The organism is Staphylococcus sp. MSU001 (assembly GCF_052976705.1).
In genome coordinates, this window is the sequence record NZ_JBRIKK010000017.1 from 1 (window position 1) to 23,681 (window position 23,681).

18 protein-coding genes, 1 tRNA gene, 1 other RNA gene and 1 pseudogene are annotated in these 23,681 nt (G+C 33.2%); 5 read left to right on the plus strand and 16 right to left on the minus strand.

What is annotated here, in order from left to right:
• Nucleotides 1–61 precede the first annotated feature (61 nt).
• The 9 genes and pseudogenes from recR to gltB form a co-directional block, all read right to left on the minus strand.
• Entirely contained in the window at nucleotides 62–658 is a 597-nt protein-coding gene (gene recR, locus ACVBFA_RS08770; RefSeq protein ID WP_001829377.1) for a recombination mediator RecR, read from the minus strand.
• A gap of 6 nt (nucleotides 659–664) precedes the next feature.
• Nucleotides 665–982 carry a YbaB/EbfC family nucleoid-associated protein gene (locus tag ACVBFA_RS08775; protein ID WP_002447741.1) on the minus strand — a complete coding sequence of 106 codons (318 nt, stop codon included), beginning with the start codon at nucleotides 980–982 and terminating at the stop codon, nucleotides 665–667.
• Nucleotides 983–1,070: 88 nt separating this feature from the next.
• Nucleotides 1,071–2,777, minus strand: a complete 1,707-nt coding sequence (gene dnaX, locus ACVBFA_RS08780) for a DNA polymerase III subunit gamma/tau (RefSeq protein ID WP_002447740.1) — start codon at nucleotides 2,775–2,777, stop codon at nucleotides 1,071–1,073.
• Between the two features lie 67 nt (nucleotides 2,778–2,844).
• A complete protein-coding gene (locus tag ACVBFA_RS08785; RefSeq protein WP_002486833.1) occupies nucleotides 2,845–3,375 on the minus strand; it encodes a GNAT family N-acetyltransferase in 531 nt (176 codons plus the stop codon).
• A 371-nt stretch (nucleotides 3,376–3,746) separates the two neighbouring features.
• Nucleotides 3,747–4,016, minus strand: an RNA gene (gene ffs / locus ACVBFA_RS08790) — signal recognition particle sRNA large type.
• Between the two features lie 106 nt (nucleotides 4,017–4,122).
• A pseudogene (locus ACVBFA_RS08795) lies at nucleotides 4,123–4,327 on the minus strand (trehalose operon repressor); the annotation flags it as partial.
• A gap of 196 nt (nucleotides 4,328–4,523) precedes the next feature.
• A tRNA-Ser gene (locus ACVBFA_RS08800) sits at nucleotides 4,524–4,616 on the minus strand.
• 62 nt (nucleotides 4,617–4,678) lie between these two features.
• Nucleotides 4,679–6,142 carry a glutamate synthase subunit beta gene (locus ACVBFA_RS08805; RefSeq protein ID WP_002476176.1) on the minus strand — a complete coding sequence of 488 codons (1,464 nt, stop codon included), beginning with the start codon at nucleotides 6,140–6,142 and terminating at the stop codon, nucleotides 4,679–4,681.
• Nucleotides 6,143–6,159: 17 nt separating this feature from the next.
• The gene (gene gltB / locus ACVBFA_RS08810) at nucleotides 6,160–10,656 is read right to left on the minus strand and encodes a glutamate synthase large subunit (RefSeq protein ID WP_002476178.1); all 4,497 of its coding nucleotides are present in this window, start codon (nucleotides 10,654–10,656) and stop codon (nucleotides 6,160–6,162) included.
• A gap of 191 nt (nucleotides 10,657–10,847) precedes the next feature.
• Here gltB and gltC point away from each other — a divergent pair, with 191 nt between their 5' ends.
• From gltC to ACVBFA_RS08825, 3 genes are all read left to right on the plus strand, one after another.
• Complete coding sequence (gltC, locus tag ACVBFA_RS08815; protein WP_002486462.1) at nucleotides 10,848–11,729, plus strand: glutamate biosynthesis transcriptional regulator GltC; 882 nt, start codon at nucleotides 10,848–10,850, stop codon at nucleotides 11,727–11,729.
• 136 nt (nucleotides 11,730–11,865) lie between these two features.
• Nucleotides 11,866–12,978, plus strand: a complete 1,113-nt coding sequence (locus ACVBFA_RS08820; protein WP_002447735.1) for a YibE/F family protein — start codon at nucleotides 11,866–11,868, stop codon at nucleotides 12,976–12,978.
• Nucleotides 12,975–13,760 carry a YibE/F family protein gene (locus ACVBFA_RS08825; RefSeq protein ID WP_126122426.1) on the plus strand — a complete coding sequence of 262 codons (786 nt, stop codon included), beginning with the start codon at nucleotides 12,975–12,977 and terminating at the stop codon, nucleotides 13,758–13,760. The genes ACVBFA_RS08820 and ACVBFA_RS08825 overlap by 4 nt, the downstream gene beginning before the upstream one ends.
• Before the next feature lie 511 nt (nucleotides 13,761–14,271).
• Here the strand turns inward: ACVBFA_RS08825 and ACVBFA_RS08830 are convergent.
• A complete protein-coding gene (locus ACVBFA_RS08830; RefSeq protein ID WP_002458581.1) occupies nucleotides 14,272–14,658 on the minus strand; it encodes an NUDIX domain-containing protein in 387 nt (128 codons plus the stop codon).
• 187 nt (nucleotides 14,659–14,845) lie between these two features.
• On the opposite strand from ACVBFA_RS08830, the gene ACVBFA_RS08835 reads away from it, so the two are divergent.
• On the plus strand, nucleotides 14,846–15,109 hold the full coding sequence (locus tag ACVBFA_RS08835; RefSeq protein WP_126122739.1) for a hypothetical protein: 264 nt from the start codon (nucleotides 14,846–14,848) through the stop codon (nucleotides 15,107–15,109).
• 373 nt (nucleotides 15,110–15,482) lie between these two features.
• The gene (locus tag ACVBFA_RS08840) at nucleotides 15,483–16,988 is read left to right on the plus strand and encodes a glycosyltransferase (RefSeq protein ID WP_126122215.1); all 1,506 of its coding nucleotides are present in this window, start codon (nucleotides 15,483–15,485) and stop codon (nucleotides 16,986–16,988) included.
• A 126-nt stretch (nucleotides 16,989–17,114) separates the two neighbouring features.
• On the opposite strand, the gene aae is transcribed toward ACVBFA_RS08840, so the two are convergent.
• The 6 genes from aae to ACVBFA_RS08870 all read right to left on the minus strand — a co-directional run bounded on the left by aae (nucleotide 17,115) and on the right by ACVBFA_RS08870 (nucleotide 23,482).
• A complete protein-coding gene (aae, locus tag ACVBFA_RS08845) occupies nucleotides 17,115–18,089 on the minus strand; it encodes an autolysin/adhesin Aae (RefSeq protein ID WP_002447730.1) in 975 nt (324 codons plus the stop codon).
• A 523-nt stretch (nucleotides 18,090–18,612) separates the two neighbouring features.
• A complete protein-coding gene (gmpC, locus tag ACVBFA_RS08850) occupies nucleotides 18,613–19,458 on the minus strand; it encodes a dipeptide ABC transporter glycylmethionine-binding lipoprotein (RefSeq protein ID WP_126122216.1) in 846 nt (281 codons plus the stop codon).
• 43 nt (nucleotides 19,459–19,501) lie between these two features.
• Complete coding sequence (locus ACVBFA_RS08855; RefSeq protein ID WP_001829353.1) at nucleotides 19,502–20,161, minus strand: methionine ABC transporter permease; 660 nt, start codon at nucleotides 20,159–20,161, stop codon at nucleotides 19,502–19,504.
• Nucleotides 20,162–20,163: 2 nt separating this feature from the next.
• Nucleotides 20,164–21,189 (minus strand): methionine ABC transporter ATP-binding protein, encoded by a 1,026-nt coding sequence (locus ACVBFA_RS08860; protein WP_002486470.1) that lies wholly within the window; start codon nucleotides 21,187–21,189, stop codon nucleotides 20,164–20,166.
• Nucleotides 21,190–21,435: 246 nt separating this feature from the next.
• Nucleotides 21,436–22,581, minus strand: a complete 1,146-nt coding sequence (locus tag ACVBFA_RS08865; protein WP_002447726.1) for a bifunctional cystathionine gamma-lyase/homocysteine desulfhydrase — start codon at nucleotides 22,579–22,581, stop codon at nucleotides 21,436–21,438.
• Nucleotides 22,574–23,482: a PLP-dependent cysteine synthase family protein gene (locus ACVBFA_RS08870; protein ID WP_002486467.1), complete on the minus strand. Its 909-nt coding sequence runs from the start codon at nucleotides 23,480–23,482 to the stop codon at nucleotides 22,574–22,576. Before ACVBFA_RS08870 ends, ACVBFA_RS08865 begins: the two co-directional genes overlap by 8 nt.
• Between the last annotated feature and the right edge of the window lie 199 nt (nucleotides 23,483–23,681).

The window sequence follows — 23,681 nt, forward strand, 5'->3', positions numbered from 1 at the left end:
TAAATATAAAGAAAGCCTAGAATATTGACTTATATCCCAGACTTTTAAGTGGTAAATATTATTACATTTCCGTTCTACCTGCAATTGCTTTAGATAAAGTCACTTCATCAGCATATTCTAAATCGCCGCCTACAGATAAACCTTGTGCCAGTCTTGTGACTTTAATCCCAATTGGCTTAACCAGCCTAGATATATACATTGCAGTAGACTCACCTTCTAGGTTAGGATTCATAGCTAATATAAGTTCTTTCACCTCATCGTTTTTGAGGCGTTCAACTAATGCAGGTATATTGATGTCTTCAGGCCCAATACCATCCATTGGTGAAATCGAACCATGAAGCACGTGATATAAACCTTTATATTCACGCATTTTTTCCATTGCTATGACATCCTTGTCATCCTCAACTACACATATGACAGAACGATCTCGCTGTTTATCTTCACATATATAACAAGGATCATTTTCTGTAATATGTCCACAAACACTACAATAGGTAAGTTCTCTTTTAACATCAACTAGTGCTTTAGCAAACTTAACAACATCGTCTTCTTTCATATCTAAAGTATGAAAAGCCAGACGTTGAGCCGTCTTTGGTCCAATGCCTGGCAGTTTCATAAAACTATCGATAAGCTTTGATATAGGTTCTGGATAATGCATATTTCATCACATTCCAGGGATGTTTAAGCCTTGAGTATGCTTACCTAAACGTTGTTGTGTTAACTCATCTGCTTTATTCATCGCTTCATTTGTAGCCGCCAATACTAAATCTTGAAGCATCTCAACATCTTCTGGATCAACAGCTTCTTCTTTAATTTCTACATCTACAACTTCTTTATGACCTGTTACAGTAACAGTCACCATACCTCCGCCTGCTGTTCCAGCAACACGTTCTTCTTTTAATTTTTCTTGTTCTTGAGCCATTTTCTTTTGCATTTTTTGCATTTGTTTCATCATTTGTTGCATATTTCCGCCACCGCGCATAATTTCATTTCCTCCTTAATAGTAAACAATTTCTATAAAAATTTAGCTTTTATTACATTATACATACCAATATATCACTTGTCATGTATCAGTCTTCATCAACTAAATGTACAGTTTCCTCACCAAATAAGTCTTTAGCTTTTTGAGCAATATCTATTTGTTGAGACTGTTGTGTGCTTTGTTTTTCGCTTTGATGTGTTTCATTGGTGTTACGATTTTGTAAGTACTCTGCTCTCACTCTCAGCCATTGGTCAGCCGGCACTCCTACTACTTTGACAGTTTTATTAACTATATTACAAACTACACTTTCAATATTATTTCTCTTTTCATCATCTTTATTTACTATTTCACAATGAATTTCTTCATCAAATTTAACTAACACATGATCTTCACTAGCTGCTACCGGTTCTGAATTCAGTAGTAAACTAACTAAAGACTTTTTATCATTACTTTTCGCATGATCAATCACTTCTTGCCAATGGTTCTTCAATAATTTGATATCATCTTTGTTTGCTTTGTCTAATACTTTCGCTATCTGTTGCATAGAAAACGCATTTTTAGATCGTTGAATCGTGCGTGTTGGCTTCTTAGGTTGTTTATTAACTTTATTAGCTTTGATTCCTTGTTCTTTTAAGGTTTTAAGCTCATTTTCAAGTTGTTCTAAGCGTTGTAATAACATTTCATTATCTGGTTCATTAGCTACCGATGCTGTTGCTACATTTTGTACAGTTTGAGGCTGTGTCTTAATCATTTCTGCAAGTTTAACTAGTAACACTTCAAAATGAACACTTTGATTTACACTGAACCTAATGGATACTAGTGTATCATTTATGATATCTATCATCTTGTATAACATATCTAAGTCGAAATGAATAAGTGATTCAAAATGAACGGATTCGTTAGACGTTTTATTCATTATTGTATCTCTAACAAAGTAAATCATATCATTAATGAGTCTGTTGACTTCTTTACCTTCTGAAATAAAATGATGATATCTATTAAATGCAGCTTTAACATCACTTTTTACAATGTCATTAAACAACTCATTTAACGCCGCTTCATCAACACTACCTGTAACATTTAAAGCATCTTGTAAAGTAAGTCGTTCGTCTCCGAACGCTATTGCCTGGTCCATAATGCTTAATGCATCTCGCATACCACCTTCTGATGCTTTAGCAATAAATTCTAATGCTGCGTCGTCGTAATCCAAAGATTGGGAATTAGCTACATACTTAAGTCTATCTATAATTTGGTCACTGCTAATTGCTTTAAAGTCAAATCGTTGCGCTCTCGAAATAATAGTGGGTGGAATTTTATGTGGTTCTGTTGTTGCCAAGATAAATATAGCATGCGCTGGTGGTTCTTCTAATGTTTTAAGCAAAGCATTGAAAGCACCAGTAGTTAACATATGAACCTCGTCAATAATATATACTTTATACTTAGATTCACTAGGTGCGTACTTAACTTTATCTCTAATATTCCTTATTTCATCTACACCGTTATTACTTGCAGCATCAATTTCAATTACATCGTTATTCGTACCTTGTGTGATTCCTTTACAAATCGCACATTCATTACAAGGTTCACCATTGTCACTATTAAGACAATTAATAGCTTTGGCAAAAACCTTTGCAATACTCGTTTTACCCGTACCTCTCGGACCACTAAAAATATATGCATGAGATTGTTTACCTTTTGAAATTGCATTACGCAGTGTTTTAGTTACATGCGTTTGTCCAACCACATCATCAAAACTTTGCGGTCTATACATACGATACAAAGCTTGGTAATCCACCGTAGCACCTCCATTAACAATTACTCATTATTATATCACGCTCTTATATTTTCTTTTCAATTAAAAATCAATCCAGTACTTCCGGATAATACACTGTCATTCCAGACCATTCATTTTGAACCGGTTTTAGAAATTTTACTAATAATGTTTGATCATTTCGTTTTTCTTCTATATGTATATTATATAAATGAGCTGCTTCATAATCAGATTTCTCAAAGTACTGAGGATGATTATTTACAAAAATAGCACAATATCCTTGTTCTTTAGCACGTTCTTCTACAGCTTTTAACAGCGCTTGACCTAATCCTTGGTTTCGAATAGATTTATCTACTGACAGTGCACCAATGGCTAACGCTATCGCTTTTTTGTTTTTAGACGACAACTTAACCTCTGCTAACACAACGTGACCTATAACTTCATTCAATTCATTCTTAGCTATAACTTCTAATTCATAATTGTAGCTTTCAAGTTTTCTTAGATTTTTAACGCGCGCTCGATCTTGCCAACTGGATTCTGGATTTAGATTATAATTATTTTCTATACTATTTAGTGACGTTTCATAATCGACCTCTGTTAAAGTACTTAAATAAATATGCATGTATCCTCCATTATAATAAGCCATTCTATATTTCGACGTAATTTTTTTAATTAACTAGGTTTTTATTTTACAACGATATAACTTTAACAAATTATTCGTTATTAATCCATTTAATAAAAATGACTTGAAGTAAAACATCACACTTAACATCAAACATTGAAATTAATATTTAGATAAATAACTATAACGCTTCATAATAACTACTCCAACTTTAAGATTGAAATCAATAGCTATTATATTAAGTTTAATTGTAAATAAAAAAATAGCCCTGAATGAAATTTAAATAACTTCACATCGGACTATATATCTAAGTTTCATAACCTAGACCTTTATTATCTATATAAAAATTTGCTTAAATCTAAAGTAAAAAACCATGCACCTTTGTATCGAACGCATATCATAAACGTTACCGAAGTCGACAGCTAAATCTCGGCTACCCTACGGCACATATGAGGATCCACTTAATGCTGCTTCCGTCAGGACCTGACATGGTTCATGGGTTCATATTGCATAGGACCGAAATCTTCAAACACTACGTGCTTCGGGCAGACTTCACAAAAATACGCCCTCAACAAAGGAATTAAGTCTCGCATAAAGCGGATTTCGAGTACAGGGAACCGCTACCTCCCCACCTAGCACGGTAAGAACTATATTACTATAATTCTGCCTCTCTTTGCAAGCGTAAAAATTTAATCTTCTTCGCTTTTAAAAAAAACACGACGATTTTTGAAACTCATTAAAATGTAATTATCGTCGTCTTAAAAATTCTGTGGCTAATTGTTTTGAAATAATATGTTGAAAACATGTGGTATCTATAAAAAACAGTACTTCTGACAGTAGCTGTAAAAGGTGTAAAATGATCACCAAAAATTTCGTACTCAAAAGATGAAACAGTTTCAAAAGTAATAGACTTACTTGAATAACTTATATCTAATTTCAAATCCTTTTCAATGATTAATTGTCTTTGAAAACATTTCTCCTACGGTCATTAGTCTTTATCTCCAAAAGCATTTAAATTTTCTGCACAATGAGTTACATAAAAAAATTTATTTATATATAAAAATCACAAATACAACATAAAAAGGCAAATACTTATTAACATAAGCACTTGCCTTTGGTATCTATTAGTCTTGGAATTTAAATTCTAATGGCGGAGGAAGAGGGATTCGAACCCCCGCGGCCCGTTAAGGCCCTGTCGGTTTTCAAGACCGATCCCTTCAGCCGGACTTGGGTATTCCTCCAATTAACACAATAACAATAATATAATGACTTTAATTAAAAGTCAATATAATTATTCTTGAGTTTACACTAGAACTTTTTTACTTAAGTATTGATCAACAGACTGTGCTACTTCACGACCTTCTTTTATTGCCCAAACAACCAAGCTCTGACCTCGTCTTGCATCTCCTGCAGCAAATATTTTAGCATGATTGGTTTGATAATTTGTATCATTAGCTACAATTTTATTACGCTCGGTGTGTATATCAAACGCATGCGGAACAGTGGTTTCAGTGCCAACAAACCCTATAGATAATAAGACTAAATCAGCCGGCCAAAATCGTTCTGGTCCATCTTCCATAACCATACCATCAGGCGTTTCTTTTAATATTTGTGTATATAAGCCTTTAACATTTCCTAACTCGTCAACATCATAGCGCATTGTTTGTACACCATAGGCTCTTGGTTCTTGACCAAATTTAGCTTCATATTCCTTATGCGCATAATCCATTTTGAAAACAGGCATTGCTAATGGCCAGGAAGTATTACTTTCAAAAGTAATCTCTTCAGGTTGCTTCGTATATTTATTAAATTGGACAATAGATTTACAGTTTTCACGTAATGCAGTCGCTACACAGTCTGCACCAGTGTCACCAGCACCAATAATAATTACATTCTTATCTTTAGCAGTAATGCTCAAACTTTCAATCTCACCATTTAGATACTGGGTTTGTTCAGTAAGATAGTCCATTGCAAAATGAATACCAGAGCCCATTCGTCCTTCTAATGGCAAATCTCTCGCATTTTGAGCACCTGTGCATAAAATAATAGCATCATAATTTTCTTCAAGTGTTTCACGGCTCACATCGACGCCAATTTCAACGCCTGTTTTAAATAAAATCCCAGCATCTTTCATAAGTGATACACGTCGACGTATTACGTCTTTATCTAGTTTCATATTTGGTATGCCGTACATTAGCAAGCCACCTGGTTCATGCGCCTTTTCATAAACCGTAACTTTATAGCCTTTAAGGTTTAATTCTTCAGCTGCTGTAAGTCCCGCTGGGCCACTACCTACGATAGCAACTCGTTGGTCCTTATGATCTTCAGGATATGCGGGATGAACCCACTCGTTCTCATATGCTTCGTCAATAATTGTACGTTCAATACCTTTAATCGCCACGGATTCTCTATTAATTTTCATAACACATGATTGCTCACATGGTGCTGGACAAACTCTTCCTGTAAATTCAGGAAAATTATTCGTCTCTCTCAATCTTTCGTAAGCAGCTTTAAAATCTTGATGATAGACTAAGTCGTTCCACTCAGGTATATAATTACCAATAGGGCATCCTATTGTTTCTCTTCCATAAGATTGCCCAGTTTGACAAAAAGGTGTTCCACAATCCATACAGCGAGCACCCTGAATCGAAGCATCTTCTTTAGTGAAGCGTTGTTGAAACGCTTCATGATTCGAAAGACGGTCTACCAAAGACAATTCTGATAGCGACTGTTTATCATATTTCATAAATCCTTTAAATTCGCCCATGATAATCCCCCACTTCTTTAATAAATGACTGCTGGCTGTAACTCTTGTTCAATTGTTTCTCTATCATCATAAAACGCTGCCAGTGTTGCTTCATCTTCACGTTCCATTTGACGTTTTTTCAAATCAATTTTTTGCATCATTAATTTGTAATCTTTTGGAATAACTTTAATTGCTAACTTTTCAATATTGTCAAATTGGTCGAGTATTTGGCGTGCTTTATTACTACGTGTATGCTTAAAATGTGCTTCGAGCATGTCTTTGATAAGGGATTTTTCCTCATCAAAACGTATACTACTGAATTCTAAAGTTTCAAGCGCATTAACCTTTTTAAATGTCTCCACGTCAGAAGGGAAAATATAACTTACGCCCCCGCTCATACCTTGGCCAAAGTTCTTTCCTACATCTCCTAAGATAATGACATGTCCCCCTGTCATATATTCAAGTCCATGATCACCAATACCTTCTACCACAACATCTGCGCCACTATTTCTAATACAGAAACGCTCACCAGCTTTACCATTGATAAACGCTTTACCTCTAGAAGCCCCGTAAAAGTTTACATTTCCTGCTATAATTTCATTTTCACGCTGACTATTTGGAGCATTTACGATGACAGTTCCACCGGACAATCCTTTACCTACATAATCATTAGCATCACCGGTATGATGAATTGTTAATCCGCGTGGTGCATATGCAGCTAAGCTTTGACCTGCATGACCTTCAGTGTAAGCAAGTATCGTATCTTCAGGCAATCCTTCTTCTCCATATTGTTTAGCTATCGCACTACCTGTAATTACACCTACATCTCGCTGTTCATTATTAACAACATAATTTCCGGTAAAAGAGTGCCCGTTTTCAATGCTATAGCGTGCGTCTGGGTACAGATAATTCAAATCGAATCCTTCATCAAGATGATGATTTTGTGATATCTCTTTCGTATTAACACCGTCAAATTGTTCAATTAAACGTTCTATTTGAAGAGACGCTGCTTTACTATTTGGTTTCAATTGCGTCGAACGTTGAAGAAGATCTGTTCTCCCTACTAACTCTTCTACTGTTTCTAAACCAAGTGAAGCCAAAATTTCACGTAATTCTTCAGCTATAAAATACATAAAGTTAACTACATGCTGTGCCTTACCTCTAAACAAAGCTCTCAAATCTTTGTTTTGTGTTGCAACTCCTACTGGACACGTATCGTTATGACAAACTCTCATCATAATACACCCCAAAACAACAAGTGGTGCTGTTGCGAAACCAAATTCTTCTGCACCGAGCGCACAAGCATAAGCTACATCTTTACCTGTTAGTAACTTACCATCCGTTTCTAATTTTACACGACTACGCAAATCATTTAATTTAAGTGTTTGATGTGTTTCGGCAAGGCCTATCTCCCATGGCAAACCTGCATGTTGAATACTTGTTTTAGGCGATGCACCTGTACCTCCATCATAACCACTTATAACAATTTTATCGGCGAAAGCTTTAGCTACCCCTGAAGCTATAGTTCCAACGCCAGTTTTAGATACAAGTTTAACTGCAATATCAGCTCTTCTATTTGCATTTTTTAAATCATGAATGAGCTGTGCTAAGTCCTCAATTGAATAAATATCATGGTGTGGTGGTGGTGAAATTAATCCTATACCTGGTGTCGAACCTCTAGTCTCAGCAATCCATGGATATACTTTTGAACCTGGTAGTTGTCCACCTTCCCCTGGTTTAGCGCCTTGTGCAACTTTAATTTGAATTTCTTTTGCATGTTGCAAGTAATCACTCGTCACCCCAAAACGACCTGATGCAACTTGCTTAATTGCACTTATCTTATTACTTCCATCCTTTTGAATTTCGTAACGTGAAGAATCTTCACCACCTTCTCCACTATTGCTTTTACCTCCAATTTGATTCATAGCTTGAGCCAAAGTCTCATGTGCTTCTGCTGAGATAGAGCCGTAACTCATAGCTCCCGTATTAAAACGTTTCACAATTTCACTTGCTGGTTCAACACGACTAATATCAATAGATTGACGTGTCTTGAATTCTAATAAATGTCTAATATGATCCGTACGTTTTAAATTTACAGCTTTGGAGAATTTTTTAAATAACTCGTAATCATTTTCTCTACATGCATGCTGCAATAAAAAAATCGTACGAGGATTAAATGCATGATGCTGACCTTGTTGTCTCCATTGGAATACACTTCCGGATTCAAGATAATCAGAATCATCACTTTGTCTCGCTTTATTCTCTTGGTCTATTTGTTCAATACTTATACCAGATAATTTTGACTGTGTACCTGTAAAATATTTTTCTATGACGCTATTCGATAAACCTACCGCTTCAAATATCTGTGCTCCTTGATAACTTTGTACGGTAGAAATGCCCATTTTAGCCATCACTTTAATAACGCCTTCTGACAATACATTGGTATACGTAGCAACATTTTCAGCGACGTTTCCTGAAAGTTGACCTTGACGCGTTAATTGTTCAATCGTTCGTTGCGCTAAATATGGAACTACAGCGTTTGCACCATAACCAAGTAAACATGCAACATGATGAACTTCTCGTGTTTCACCGGACTGCGCAATGAGGCTGGTCTCCATTCTTAATCCTTCTCGAATTAATAATTGATGCACGTGACTTAATGCTAATAAAATTGGCATTGCATAACTATTTTCGTGAGTTAACGACGTATCGTCTAACACCAAAATTTTCGCCCCTTCATGTACAGCCTGTATTGCTCGGTTCCCTAGTTCAGTTAAGCTACTTTCCAAATCATCTGTATAAAGTGTAGATAAATACGTTACATTAAAATACGAATGATCGATTGATGATAATTGCGCTTCATTTAAAACTGGTTTTTTTAATTGAATTCTTTCTAAAACTGATTCATCAGGACATAAAAGGTTCCCTTCTGAACCTAAATATGAAAGTTCACTCGTTACAATCTTTTCTCGATAAGCATCGATGGGTGGATTGGTAACTTGTGCAAATAATTGTTTAAAATAATTAAATAGCGACTCAGGCTTATCATTAAGAACTGCAATAGGTGCATCATATCCCATCGCTCCAATGGGATCTTTTTTATTGATGACTAAATCTGTCATATATTTATTGATATCTTCTTTAGTGTAAGCAAATTGTTTCTGTAAGCGGAAGAGTGTTTGATCATCCCAGTCGGAAGATTGGTAATAAATATTATCTAAATCATTTTGATTTTTATAATCTTTTAGCCATTGTTCGTAGGGCAACTCATTAGCAATATTAGTTTTTAGCTCATTATTTTCTACAACCTTATTTTGTAAAAAGTCTACAAGTAATAACTTCCCAGGATTAAGTTGTCCTTTAAATGCTACATTTTCTTCCGGAACATCAATGACACCTACTTCGGAAGAAAAAACAATAAAATTATCTTTAGTTATTGTATAACGCCCAGGTCTTAATCCATTTCTATCGGTCAATGCACCTATCTTATCTCCATTGCAAAAGGAAATCATAGTTGGTCCATCCCATGGCTCCATTAAATAACTATAAAATTCATAGAAAGAACGAACTTTTTTATCGTTAGATTCATTGTATAACCATGGCTCTGGAATTAATAACATCGCTGCTTTTTCAGGCTCCATTGCTAATGATAAGAACTCTAACGCATTATCAACTATTGATGAGTCACTACCATCTTCATCAACAATAAAATGCACCTTATCTTTCTCATCTTCAAATAATGTTTCAACTAGTTTATTTTGGCGTGCTCGCATCCAGTTTACGTTACCCTTAATGGTATTAATTTCACCATTGTGCATAAGCATTCGATTGGGATGTGCACGTTTCCAACTTGGAAATGTATTAGTACTAAAGCGGGAGTGTACAAGTCCTAATTTTGATTGATATGCCTCATTTTGTAGATCTAAATATAACCCTTTAATTTGATCCGAACGTAACCAACCTTTATAAACAATCGTTCTATGAGAGAGACTTGTGAAATATAAATCTATGGATTGTGTTTCACTATATTTTTCAATTTGTTTTCTTGCTAAAAACAATCGTTTTTCAACTTCATTTACACCTGTGATGTCAACAAATACTTGTTGAATATAAGGCATAGTATCTGCAACATGTTGAGCAATAGCGCGAGTATCTACTGGCACATCTCTATATCCAATGACTTTAAAACCTTCACTTTCAAAATATTGATTAAACATCTCTTCGTGAATTGAATCTCTAACTTTCTCTTTAGAAAAAAATAATCCCACGGCATAATATCCTTCGCCGGGAACTTTGAATTCTGTTAATTGTTCGAACAATTGGTATGGTATCTCCGTCATAATTCCAGCACCATCACCAGTAATACCGTCGGCACCTACTCCACCACGATGATCTAACCGTCTTAACATTTCTAAAGATTTTTCTATAATATCGTGAGATCTTTTATTATCCATATTGGCATAAAATCCAATACCACACGCATCATGCTCTTCACGATAATCGTATAGTCCCTTTTTTAATTTCTCATTGTACATGATGCACACTCCCTTATTAGAATTTTCTGACAATTTTGTTTGATAGTAATAACTATAATGTAATTTATTTATCTGTTCAATATATAAATTAGATTAAATTCATCTAATTATTAGAACGATTCCAAAAAATACTGATATACTAGGTTTAGAATAAGACAGTATTTATTTTATTGAATGGAGGGAAATCAACTATGGATATAAAACAACTTAGATACTTTGTAGAGGTTGCACGTCGAGAGCATATTTCAGATGCAGCATTAGAACTAAACATTGCACAGTCTGCGATTAGTCGTCAAATCACTCAACTCGAAAAAGAATTGGGGGTGACATTATTTAAAAGAAGTGGTAGAAATATCATATTAACTGTTGAAGGTAGACAGTTACTCTCACAGGCAACTCAAATACTAGAATTAATGGATAAAACCATTCACTCATTTCAACAACACGCATCACATAATCAACAGACAATTTATATTGGATATGAAGAAAGTGATGCCTCTCAAATGATTCTTCCCCTAATTCAAACATTTGAACAACAAAGTAACAGTACCATGATTCCGCAACTTACAATACATGATAAATTATTAGATCAAATTCTTTCCAATCAGTTGGATATTGCAATCACTGAATTTACTCCTGTGTTAGAACGGGAAACACATTTACGCGTCATGCCTTTATTTGAAGAAAATTATCATATGTATGTACCCAAATCACATCCGCTAGCTATGACTATACATCCCCCGCTATCTCAATTTACAAATCAATCACTATACTGTCTCGAACCAATGACAAACTCTATAAAAAGTAAATTGATTGAAAAGACTAAAGCACAAGTACGAATGATTTCAGATATGAAACTCGCGCAACATATTTTGAGTAATGATAAGGGATTTATTATTTCTAGTCAAAATTGTTTACTATATAATCACGTAAATTGGACTAAAATCCCTTTAAATCATACAGAATTAAAACGAACGCTATGTGTAGTTATGCGAAAAGATAACAAGAAAAACGACATTAATGTAGCATGGGATTTAATTTACACATTATTAAATAAATCTACTATATATTAATTATTCATCTTATCTTTGTAAAACTTTATCACTCTTCGACATCAACATTTCATTGATAACTTTTTGAGTTCAATCATAAAAGGTCGTATAATCGCTATATCAATATGATTATTAAGTTGAGAATTGAGGTTTTAAGATGCAATCCAAGAATTTTTTAAAAATACCTTTTACTTGGATGATGATAATCTTTAGTTGCCTATTTTTAGGTACGTTAATATTCACGTTTTTTAACGATAGATTTTATAATATGCCTATAGGACAAATCACTCAAATTACTGATATCCAATCACAAAAGGTAACAGACGAGCACAAAAATAAAGATATTAAATACAAAGAGAAGCTAACATTCAAGATTCTAAATGGTGAATTCAAGGGACAAACAACGACGATCCCCCACCAATATGTGAAATCTCAAGCTGATTCAGAATCATTTTCCAAAAATGACAAAGTTGTTTTACATATTTCTAAAAATCCTAAAGACGCAACGATTATAGAGAAAAAACGAGATACTATTGTTGTCATAATAACCGGCTTATTTTTACTTACTGTTTTAGTCGTAGGAAAAAAAGTAGGACTTCAATCTATATTATCCCTTATCGTTAATACTATTACCGTTATGGGAGCTATTTTAATACATAATCAATATGGGACTATAAGTTTATTCTTATTGATGACTTGTGCCATTATCATTTCCACTTCTTTCACTTTGCTACTTGTAACAGGTTGGCATACCCGAACCTTAATTACTATTGTAAGTACGCTGATTGGAACGTTCTTATGTGTTGGAATTACCGAAGTCATCATCAAATTTACCGGGGGAAATGGAATAAAATACGAAACAATCACTTTCCTTACTCTCCCTCCTAAAGATGTCTTTCTAGCTTCCGTACTAATAGGTACACTTGGAGCAGTGATGGACGTTTCTATTACTATAGCAAGTGGGATGTATGAAATTTTACAACGTAGCCCTCAAATATCAATGAAACGTTGGGCTCTTGCCGGAAGACATATCGGTCAGGATATAATGGGAACAATGACTAACATACTACTCTTTTCATATCTATCTGGTAGCTTACCTATGTTTCTAATTTATTTAAAAAATGCTAACACTATTACTTATACTATTTCGATGAATTGGTCATTAGAAATTGCTCGAGCATTAACTGGTGGGATAGGCATCGTTTTAACTATTCCTATAACAATTGCTTTAATGGAACTATGGCTTAAACTGCGAGGTGTTAATCAATGAGTGCAATTACTATTTTAGGTTTCTTATTATTGTTGATAATGGTTATTTTCGGAGGTAAGAAAGGACTCATTTCTTTTTTTACTTTGTTTTTAAACTTTATCATTCTTGTAATAAGTATTCTTTTAATTATATATGGTGTACCAATCTATCTTGTCACATTTATATTTTGCTTTATCATAGCCGCAATTAATTTATTTGTATTAAATAGTTATAACGTCAAAACACAAGCAGCTTTTCTAGGTACTTTAGCAACAATACTCATATTAATACTCATGATATACTTTTCAGTTGGGATGGGGCACTTACAAGGTTTTGCAACCGAACAGCAGGATGAAACATATGTGTATTCAATGAATATTGGTATTAATATGGTACAGTTTATGGTATTTACAATTGTTCTTGCAGTGATAGCAGCAGTCATTGATTTAGCAATAACAATTAGTTCCCCTATGTATGAACTAAATGAGACAAATCCAAATTTAAATCAGCATCAATTATTTCAGTCTGGTATGCGCGTGGGTAGAGAGATATTAGCAACTTCTGCCAATACCATTTATTTAGCATTTTTCGGAGGACAATTAACTTTATTCTTCTGGTTCTTTAAATTACATTATTCATTTGGACACATCATTAATTCGAAAATATTCACACAGGAATTTATAGCTATTTTACTTGGTGGCATCGCCGTTGCAATTAGCATTCCCATTACTGCATGGATTACAGCATTTATGATTAAACATGTCAGTCAAAAGAAGACTCTTACGAATCAACAAAATAAATAAAATATTCCCACCGCCTTTAAATAATTATAGCGAGCGTTTATGATCAAACAGTTTAACTTAATTATTATATGGCGATGGGATGTTTAATATTATTCTTAATGTATAGACCTAATTTAAAGTAATTGCATTTTTAATAAATATTCGTCATGTTCTTATTTTTAATATTTGATAGTGTACGTAAATTCTTTAACCCATGAAAAAATATATATCATCTGTGTAACAACTTACTCATTTTTCGCCGACAACTTATCCTCAACATTAACTTTCTATAATGCATTATCAAAATAATATAGCAAACAGGTGTTTTCATATACTGTCTAGCCATTAATCTTTCCACTCAGAAAGATTCAGTCATCTATGTACCTGCACAACTAGGTTAGTCTAATGGATTCTATGATGAGTACGGTTTAAATACTTAATTAACGATCTTTCATAAACTTGATATTATCAAAACTTCACATCAATAGAAATTAAGTTGCGTAATATGATGTTAATATTTAACTCCTATCTATTAATGATTGATAAATTCCTTAATCCAAGTATTTACTGCAGGCGCTATGTTTTCACTGTCATTGATATCGAACCATTTCATGTCAGTAATTTCATGATCGGTTTCAACTTTTGACCAATCTATAGCTCGATTAACTTTGAATCCATTAAGTTCAGTCAACATATTAGGTTGTGGATAGGCTTCTCCGACAATAGTTCCAATAAATTCTAGTTCATCTTTAGCTAATTCTAAGCGCAATTCTTCCTTCAATTCTCTTTGTAAAGCTTCCACAAGACTCTCACCCTCATCAATTTTACCACCCGGGAAATAATACTTATCTCTATGTCGAACTTGTACAAGTAGTAACTGATGATTCTTTTCTTCAACTAAGCAAACACATTTAATCATTCATCAATTCATCCCTATTCATAATAAATATCTTCAATTTCATACTTATATTTAGTATTATGTTATCATAAATAAGTTACTACATGATTTAACTAAACTACTTTTAATTGAAAATATGACATTTAACCATACATTCGAATATTTTATTCTTCAAAATAAGTATGGTATACGGAGGGAATCATTATTTATGGCTAAACAATTATCAAGATTATTCAACGTAGCAGGATTCATTGTAGATGGTTATAACGGGATTCGCTATAATGCTAAGAATAAACAACTTGTCTATTTATCATTAGGTCTAAGCGCACTAGGAACAATCATTGATTTTTACATTTCTATTAAATCCGCATCTAAACTTCGTAAGTTAAGTGCACTTGGATCATTTGCAATCAACGGGGTACGCTTATTTACAAGTTTTAAAAAAGTTAGAGATGAATATGACTATCACTAAACAAATTAAAACTGATAATTAAATTTTTTGAGAAAAAATAAGTTGCCAAACATTAAAATATATTCGTATGAGATGACTAGTTTTAAAATATCGTTTTAATCATTTTTAAACTAGTCATCTTAAAGTAAGGGGTGAGGAGATGAAGAGTTTAAAAATTCTTCCTCACCTCTTTTTTATTTTAAACAAATTAAACAATTATAAAATAGTGTGACAAAGCATTGCATTTAATACTAATCATCAACACGGTTATATAGTACAAATACTGAATAGTTATTAAAATTCTTGTAATTTTCATAAAAATGTTTATCATGAGTAATTAACAATTTATACAACTTTTCTAATAATTTAAGTTTGAAATAAAGGAGAATTAATTATGATATACACAGTAACAACCACCCTCCCATTATCCCATGGTGGTAGGACTCAAGCTTTACTCAGACGAATTAAACTGTTAGATGAAGAATTTAAAATTCCAAGTAAAATTCTCACCACTAATTATCATGGTAATTATCCTAGTATTTATAAAAAATACAGACAAGAAAACAAAGTTACAGAAAATATACAATTCGAAAATATGTATGAATGGTTATCAAATTTCAAACTTTTTAAAGTCCCAAAAACATTGATTACTAGGAATCCAAAATACATTAAAACACCTAGAAAGATTAAAGGACTTATTGATAGGCGAGGAAAAAAGAGTGATCTTATTCATTATTATAATAATGAATGTCATGTGAGATCTCGAAAGTATTATGGACAGTCTAATGTTCTTGAATATGAGGACTTCATTTCTCCCACATCAGGATTGAAATATGAGCGCCATCAATATAATTTATACGGCCAACTTCATAGAAAAGAATATTATTATGATGACTCTTCTTTAAAACATAGTGACGAATTATTTGATACTGAGGGCTCTATGTACTGCAAGAGATATTTTAAAACTAAACCAAACAGCAAAATTAATGGCGTAGAAATATATAGAAATAAAAAACTTTATAAGACCTTTAAAAACGATAAATTGTTAGCTCAGTTTTATTTTCAGAATAGATTCAAAGATCAAGATATCGTCTTTAATGATGCTCGATTTTTAGATAAGCCATTACTTAAGCAAACGCACCAAACAAAAAACATTCTTGTTTTACATAGCTCGCATTTATCAGGGGACCAAATAAAAAAATCATATCGATTTGCTTTAAATCAATCGAAAAATGTTTATAAGTATATTGTTCTCACTCACCAACAAAAGCACGATATACAGCAACATCTCCCTATAAGTGACGACCAATTTCAACTAGTACCACATTTTATCGAATTAAATACAGAGGTAGAACAAGATTCCTCAAACAATCAAAATCGCTTTATATATATAGGACGTTTTAGCGCAGAGAAACAGATTGATCATATTATTAGAGCTTATCACAAGTTTTTGCAAAGTGGTTACCAAACAGAATTACATTTATTTGGTAGAGATGAAGATAATCAAATTCCATTGATGCATACTTTGATTTCAGAATTAAAATTATCGGATAAAGTTAAAATATTTAAATATACCAATCAACCTTTACAAGAATTTAAAAATTCTAAAGCCTCTCTACTTACAAGTCAATATGAGGGATTTGGCTTAACACTTATGGAAAGTATAGAAATGGGGTGTCCAGTCCTATCTTATAACGTTCGTTACGGTCCAAGTGAAATTATTCAAAACGGAATAAATGGCTATCTCATTGAAAAAAATGATATTGATAGTTTATCAAAACATATGATTAACATCATTGAGTACCCACTACAAGAAGTGAAAAATAAAGACGCTTTAAAATATAACGCCGCAGTGAATAATTACAAACAACTTATGCAAAGCTTAGACTTGTTAAAATAGTCACTTTTTCCGATATTATAAAGATTTGGTAGCATCTTTATAAAACTATAAATAAGCCCATCGATGATTCTTAATCCAATCATCAATGGGCTTAATTTGATAGTTATATATTGTTAAACAATTTTCTTAATGAATAAATTTGTAATTTCTCACTTGATAAGCTGGAATTGTTCTATATGTCATATTTCCAGGAGCTGCACTCCAGTTCATTTCTGAAACTAAAATACTTCCATCGCTATTCACGCGCTCTACAAACGCTACGTGACCATAGTAACCAGCGTCAGTTTGTGCAATTGAGCCTACTGTAGGACGATAATCAATAGTATATCCATCAGCAGCTGATGCATTGTCCCAATTATTTGCATTCCACCAGTATGTACTGATACCTTTTCCTATTTCAGCACGTCTATTAAATACGTGCCATGTACATTGTCCCCAAGTATACAAGTTTTGATGGTTAAAAGTTGGTGAATAATAGCCACCATTTGATCTAGTATTATTAGAAGATGAGCTACTAGAACTACCACCAGGCACTTTTAACTTCTGTCCAGGATAGATAAAGAAATTAGTTAGTCCATTTAATTGCATAATTTTTTGATACGTTGTCCCATATTTACTAGCAATTGCAGATAGTGAATCTCCATATTTAACAGTATATGTTGCAGTACGACCACTAGACCCACTAGCTTTTGTACGACTGGAACTCGTCGCTTTACCAGAAACTTTCAACTTTTGTCCGGGGAAAATAAGATAGTTATTTAACCCATTAAGTTGCATGATTTTTTGATACGTTGTACCGTATTTTGCAGCAATAGAAGATAATGAATCTCCAGCTTTAACTGTGTAAACTGTGCCACTATTTGTTGACGTTGCTCTTGAAGATGAGCCTGATACTTTCAATACTTGATTAGGGAATATTAAATTGGAAGTCAATCCATTAAGTGATTTTAATTTAGCAATACTAATCCCATATTTGTGGGAAATTGACCATACAGATTCTCCACTTTTTACTGTATGCGTTGTTGCAGCTTGTGCATGAGTTGATGCCAATGCGCTAAGGGCAGTTGTTCCTATAATGGCAGTAATATATTTTTTTTGCACTTGAAATCCTCCTCTACTTTAGTTTTGCTTATTCGCGTTTTAACAATACAAAGATATTATACTCTTTAATTATGTATAGCATGTTTGCTTTAGATGACATTCTGATTACAAATATTATTTTAAATAAAAAATAGGGCTACGCTCAAACATATTTGCATTTATCCAATTTAATACATTTTGCAGTCAATTACAATGTCTTTTTTATTACAAATATTATTAATATGGTTTCGCTCCTTATATTTACAATTTCGAATATAATATTTTTTCTATTTTCAAATTAATATTAAATAGACAGACGCTTATTTCTAGATTCTAAATTCAACATTTTGAATAAAAAAAGAAGTAGGAATAGAATTCGCTATGGATTCTTTATCCCACTTCAAAAAGGTGAAATGCCATGAAAGATATAGAAATATATCTTCAACTTAGTCATTAACTATAAAATTGTTTTGCAACCAACACATATAACTGGAATTCTAGACTGAAAATTTCTATATGATGAATGTTGCGCTAAAACTTTATATTATTTTTTTGCCAACTCATTTTCGATTTCTTCGATTTCCTTTTTAGAAAGATCTACTGGTTTTTCACCGTCTTTAGTGTCTTCTTTTAATGCTTTTTGAGCTTCTTTTGAATGATAAAGTTCTATAATTTTTTTGTAGGTTTTATTATCTTTGTCTTTAGAGTTGACAGCTACAACATTAATATATGGTTTTACTGCATCTGAACTTGCTTTTTCCAAATAAATAGGATCCTTTTTAGCATCTTTTCCTGCTTTTGTTGCAACACCGTTATTGATAACTGATATATCCACATCAGAAAGTGCACGCGCTGTTTGTTGTGCATCAACAGCTTTAATTTTTAAATCTTTAGGATTACTTTCAATATCTTTTGTTGTTCCGTTTAATCCAAAGTTCTTCTTAAGCTTAATTAAACCTGCAGATTCTAATAACTTAAGTGCTCGAGCTTGGTTAGATACATCATTCGGAATAGCAACTTGCGCACCTTTTTTAACATCTTTAATGTTCTTAACTTTATCTGAATAAATACCTAATGGAGCTAATACAGTAGTGCTAAGTGCTTCAATATTGGTATCTTTATGAGCTTTTTTATATTGATCTAAAAAAGCAAAGTGTTGGAAGGCATTTAAATCGATATCCCCGTCACTAAGCGCTTTGTTCGGAACATTGTAATCTGAAAAGTGCTTGATTTCTAAATCAATATCATCTTTTTTAGCTAATTCTTTAACTTTTTCCCAAGCCTTCGTGTCGTTGGATGCAACACCTATGGTTACCTTTTTACTATTATTACCACCACATGCTGCTAAAACTAAAATTGCAATGATTAAAAAACTTAAAATCTTTTTCATTAATGAATTCCCCCTAAATATTTATAAAACCCTTACTAGTATTTTAATTTCTACGGATAACCCTAGCGATAAAGTTACCTAACGTTTGTATAATTTGAACAATAATAATAAGTACAATGACTGTAATCACAATAACAATGGTATCGAACCGTTGATAACCATACACTAAAGCCAAATCACCTATACCGCCACCACCAACAGCACCAGCCATTGCTGTACTACCGATGAGACCAATAATAGCTGTAGTTATAGCTAGAATTAATGAACCAAGTGCTTCCGGCAATAAAAAATAACGTATAATTTGAAGAGGTGATGCACCCATTGCTTTAGCTGCCTCAATAATCCCGTCATCGACTTCCAGTAATGAATTTTCTACTAAGCGTGCGATATAAGGTGCTACATAAACCGTGAGTGGTACTATGGCTGCTGTTGTACCGATAGATGTTCCAACTAGCAATTTAGTAAAAGGCACTATGGCTATTAATAAAATTATGAACGGAATTGATCTTAAAATATTAATGATAGGATTTAATACTTGATGCAATATCGTATTCGACCATATACCGTTTTTTCTAGTTACCACCAACAAGATGCCAAGAGGTATACCAATCAAAGCACCGATTACAAGCGATACTGTCACCATATACAATGTTTCGTATAGAGCTTGTAATAATTGAGATGAATCTAAACTTGAACCAAACATATTTATATAACCTCCTCATACCGAATATGTCGTTTTGAAAGGTAATCAGTAAGTTTAAAATCATTAAAAGACTCATCATGCTCAAATCTCAACCACAAATAACAAACTGTTTCATCTTGTATTTCTGACATAGAAGAAAATAATACGTTAACGTTAAGATGATGCTCGTTGATAAGCTCATTCAATATTGGCAATTGAATTTGTTCGGAGTCTAAAAACAGTTTATAATCTGTGAAATTTGAATCCTTTCTCGTGTTAAAAGAGGCTCGTAACTCTTTTGAAGGCTCAGTGTTAATCACCGTCGAAACGAAATTTTTTGCAGTATTCGTTTGTGGATGACTAAAGACATCTTTAACTGTTCCCATTTCTATCACTTCGCCATTTTCCATGACAGCTACACGATGACAAATTTTTTGAATTACGCTCATTTCATGTGTAATCATCATAATCGTCACACCAAATGTTCGATTCACATTACTTAATAAATTTAAAATTGAGCTTGTAGTAGCTGGATCCAGAGCACTTGTCGCTTCATCACATAATAATATTTTAGGATGCGTTACTAATGCTCTTGCGATGGCAACACGTTGTTTTTGTCCACCTGATAGTTCATCTGGAAATTGATCTTTTTTATCAGCAAGCCCTACAAATTCTAACATTTCGTCAACTTTTTCCTTAATTTCTTTCTTATTTGTCTTACTTAAAATAAGTGGCATTGCAACATTTTTATAGACTGATTTAGAATTAAGCAAATTGAAATGTTGAAAGATCATACCGATATCTTTTTTAATATGACGCAAATCTTTTTCTTTATATGTATCAATCTCATGACCATCAACAATAACTTGACCATCTGATACTGTCTCAAGTTGATTGACTAACCGAACTAATGTACTCTTACCAGCACCACTATAGCCAATCACACCAAAAATATCATGTTGGTCGATCTTAAATGATACATTTTTCAAAGCTTGAATAGTTTCTCTTTTTTTGTGAAAAACTTTGTTAACATTTTTGAATTCAATCACCTAATCTCTCCCTCCGATTTCCGATTAAAATTATCTGAATATTTGCATTATATTGAATTGATGTCGTACCGTCAACACGCTTTTTTGATTTTTCCAAAATTAATTAATATTCCGAAAAATTATGTTCTAAAATTGGTTACTTATATAAAAAATTGTGGAAATTACACAACTCAATAGTAAATATAAAACAAGAGATTAAGATGCAAAACGTTTTATTTCATCATCTTAATCTCTAACTAAGCGATATTACCTCAAAGTATTTAAAGCTTGTTCTAAATCATTAACTAAGTCTTCCGTGTCTTCAATACCAATAGATAAACGAATGAGACCATCCGTAATACCTTCCTTGGCTCTTACATCTGATGGGATGGATGCATGCGTCATAAGTGCCGGTACAGAAATTAGACTTTCTACTGCCCCTAAACTCTCTGCCAGTGTAAAGTAGTTTGTTGCGTGAATCACTTGTTTAGCCGCTTCTGTATCCTTAACTTCAAAAGATACTACCCCTGTATGACCACTTGCTTGATTTTGATGGATAGTATAGTTCATATGTTCCTTAATACTAGGATGGAATACTTGTTGAACTTTAGGATGCTTTTGTAACATTTGAACGATACCTTCAACGTTTCGGTTTATTTGTTCCATTCTTAGACCTAGCGTTTTAATACCTCTGATTAATAAATAGCTATCTTGAGGTCCAAGTACACCACCTGTAGAATTTGAAATAAAGCCTAGACGTTCTGCTAAGGCATCATCAGCAGTAGCAACAAGACCAGCTACAACATCACTATGACCTCCAATATATTTAGTAGCCGAATGCAATACGATATCAATACCAAAGTCTAAAGGATTTTGGTAGTAAGGTGTCATAAATGTATTATCGACTACGGATATCAAATCATATTTTTTCGCAATTTTTGCTGATGCTTTAATATCAGTCACACGTAATAATGGATTTGAAGGTGTTTCTACATATAACATTTTAGTTTCAGGTTTAATATATTGTTCAATGTTTTCAATTTTAGTTGTATCAACAAAATCTACGTCTATACCAAAGCGAGTAAATACTTTAGTTAATGCACGATATGTGCCACCATAAACATCAGAATTAAGAACTAAGTGATCTCCTTTATCTAATAACATGATAACTGCACTAATTGCTGCCATTCCTGAACCAAAAGCAAAACCATGCTTACCATGTTCTAAATTAGCAATAACACTTTCAAGAGACGCACGTGTAGGATTTGCAGTACGTGAATATTCGTACCCTTGTCTTAAATCCCCAATATCATCTTGTAAATAAGTACTTGTTTGATAAATAGGTGTTGTCACTGCTCCAGTATAGTTGTCTGTCGTATGTCCCCCATGTATCATTTGCGTTTTTTTATTCATTATTAAAACTCTCCTTATAGTTGAATATTTGTTTGGACATGTATCGATCGCTCCCATCTGGAAAGATGGTAACAATCACACCAGTTTGAATGCTTTTTTTTAATTCCAATGCTCCTTGTAATGCCGCTCCCGAAGAACTACCAACTAACAATCCTTCTTTATTCGCAACAAGCTTAACATTATTAAAAGCATCGTTATCAGCAACAGTAAAAATACCATCTACTAATTCTTTTTCTAAAAATGATGGCCACTTTTCAGAACCAATCCCTTCAGTTGCATGAGGATGACTGACACCACCATTTAAGACAGAGCCTTCTGGTTCTACAATATAATTTTTTACATCATAAGTTTTTAAGTGTTGTGCAACTCCTGTAAAGGTACCACCGGAACCAACACCTGCCACAAAATAATCAATATGTGAAAGTTCATCTGTGAGTTGTTTGGCAAGTGTTTGTGTATATGCCCCAGGATTATCTTTAGTTTCGAATTGATTCATATATAAATATCCATATCGTGTTGCGTATGCCAACGCCTCTTTCTGTGCGCCAGTCATTCCCTCAACTTTGGGAGTACGTCTAACATCTGCACCCAATGCTTTCATAATTGAAATTTTTTCTTCTGCAAATCCTTCTGGAGCAAAGATGATACATTTTACTTTGTGCCGATTAGAGGCAATAGCAAGTCCAATACCTGTATTACCAGCAGTCGCTTCGACTATTGTATCCCCTTCTTTAAGTCGTCCTTCGTCTATTGCTTTTTCAATTAAGTACTTCCCCAGACGGTCTTTGATGCTACCTCCAGGATTAAATTGCTCAAGTTTGGCGTATATTTTAACATTCTCGTCACTAAAGCTTTCTAATAAAACTAATGGAGTTTGTCCTATCAAATCGTATGCAATCATTATTTTTGGTTCAGATGACAACAATGAGTATCACTGAACTTAACCCACTTTCTTTATTTATGTTAGCGCTAATCCTTACTTATCAGATATGAATTATAACTTATCGACATTGTTTTTGCAATTTCTGAAAAACGTACAACCAATTTGAAATTTAAACATTATTTAAAATAAGTATTTTTATAATTGATTACGTTCATAT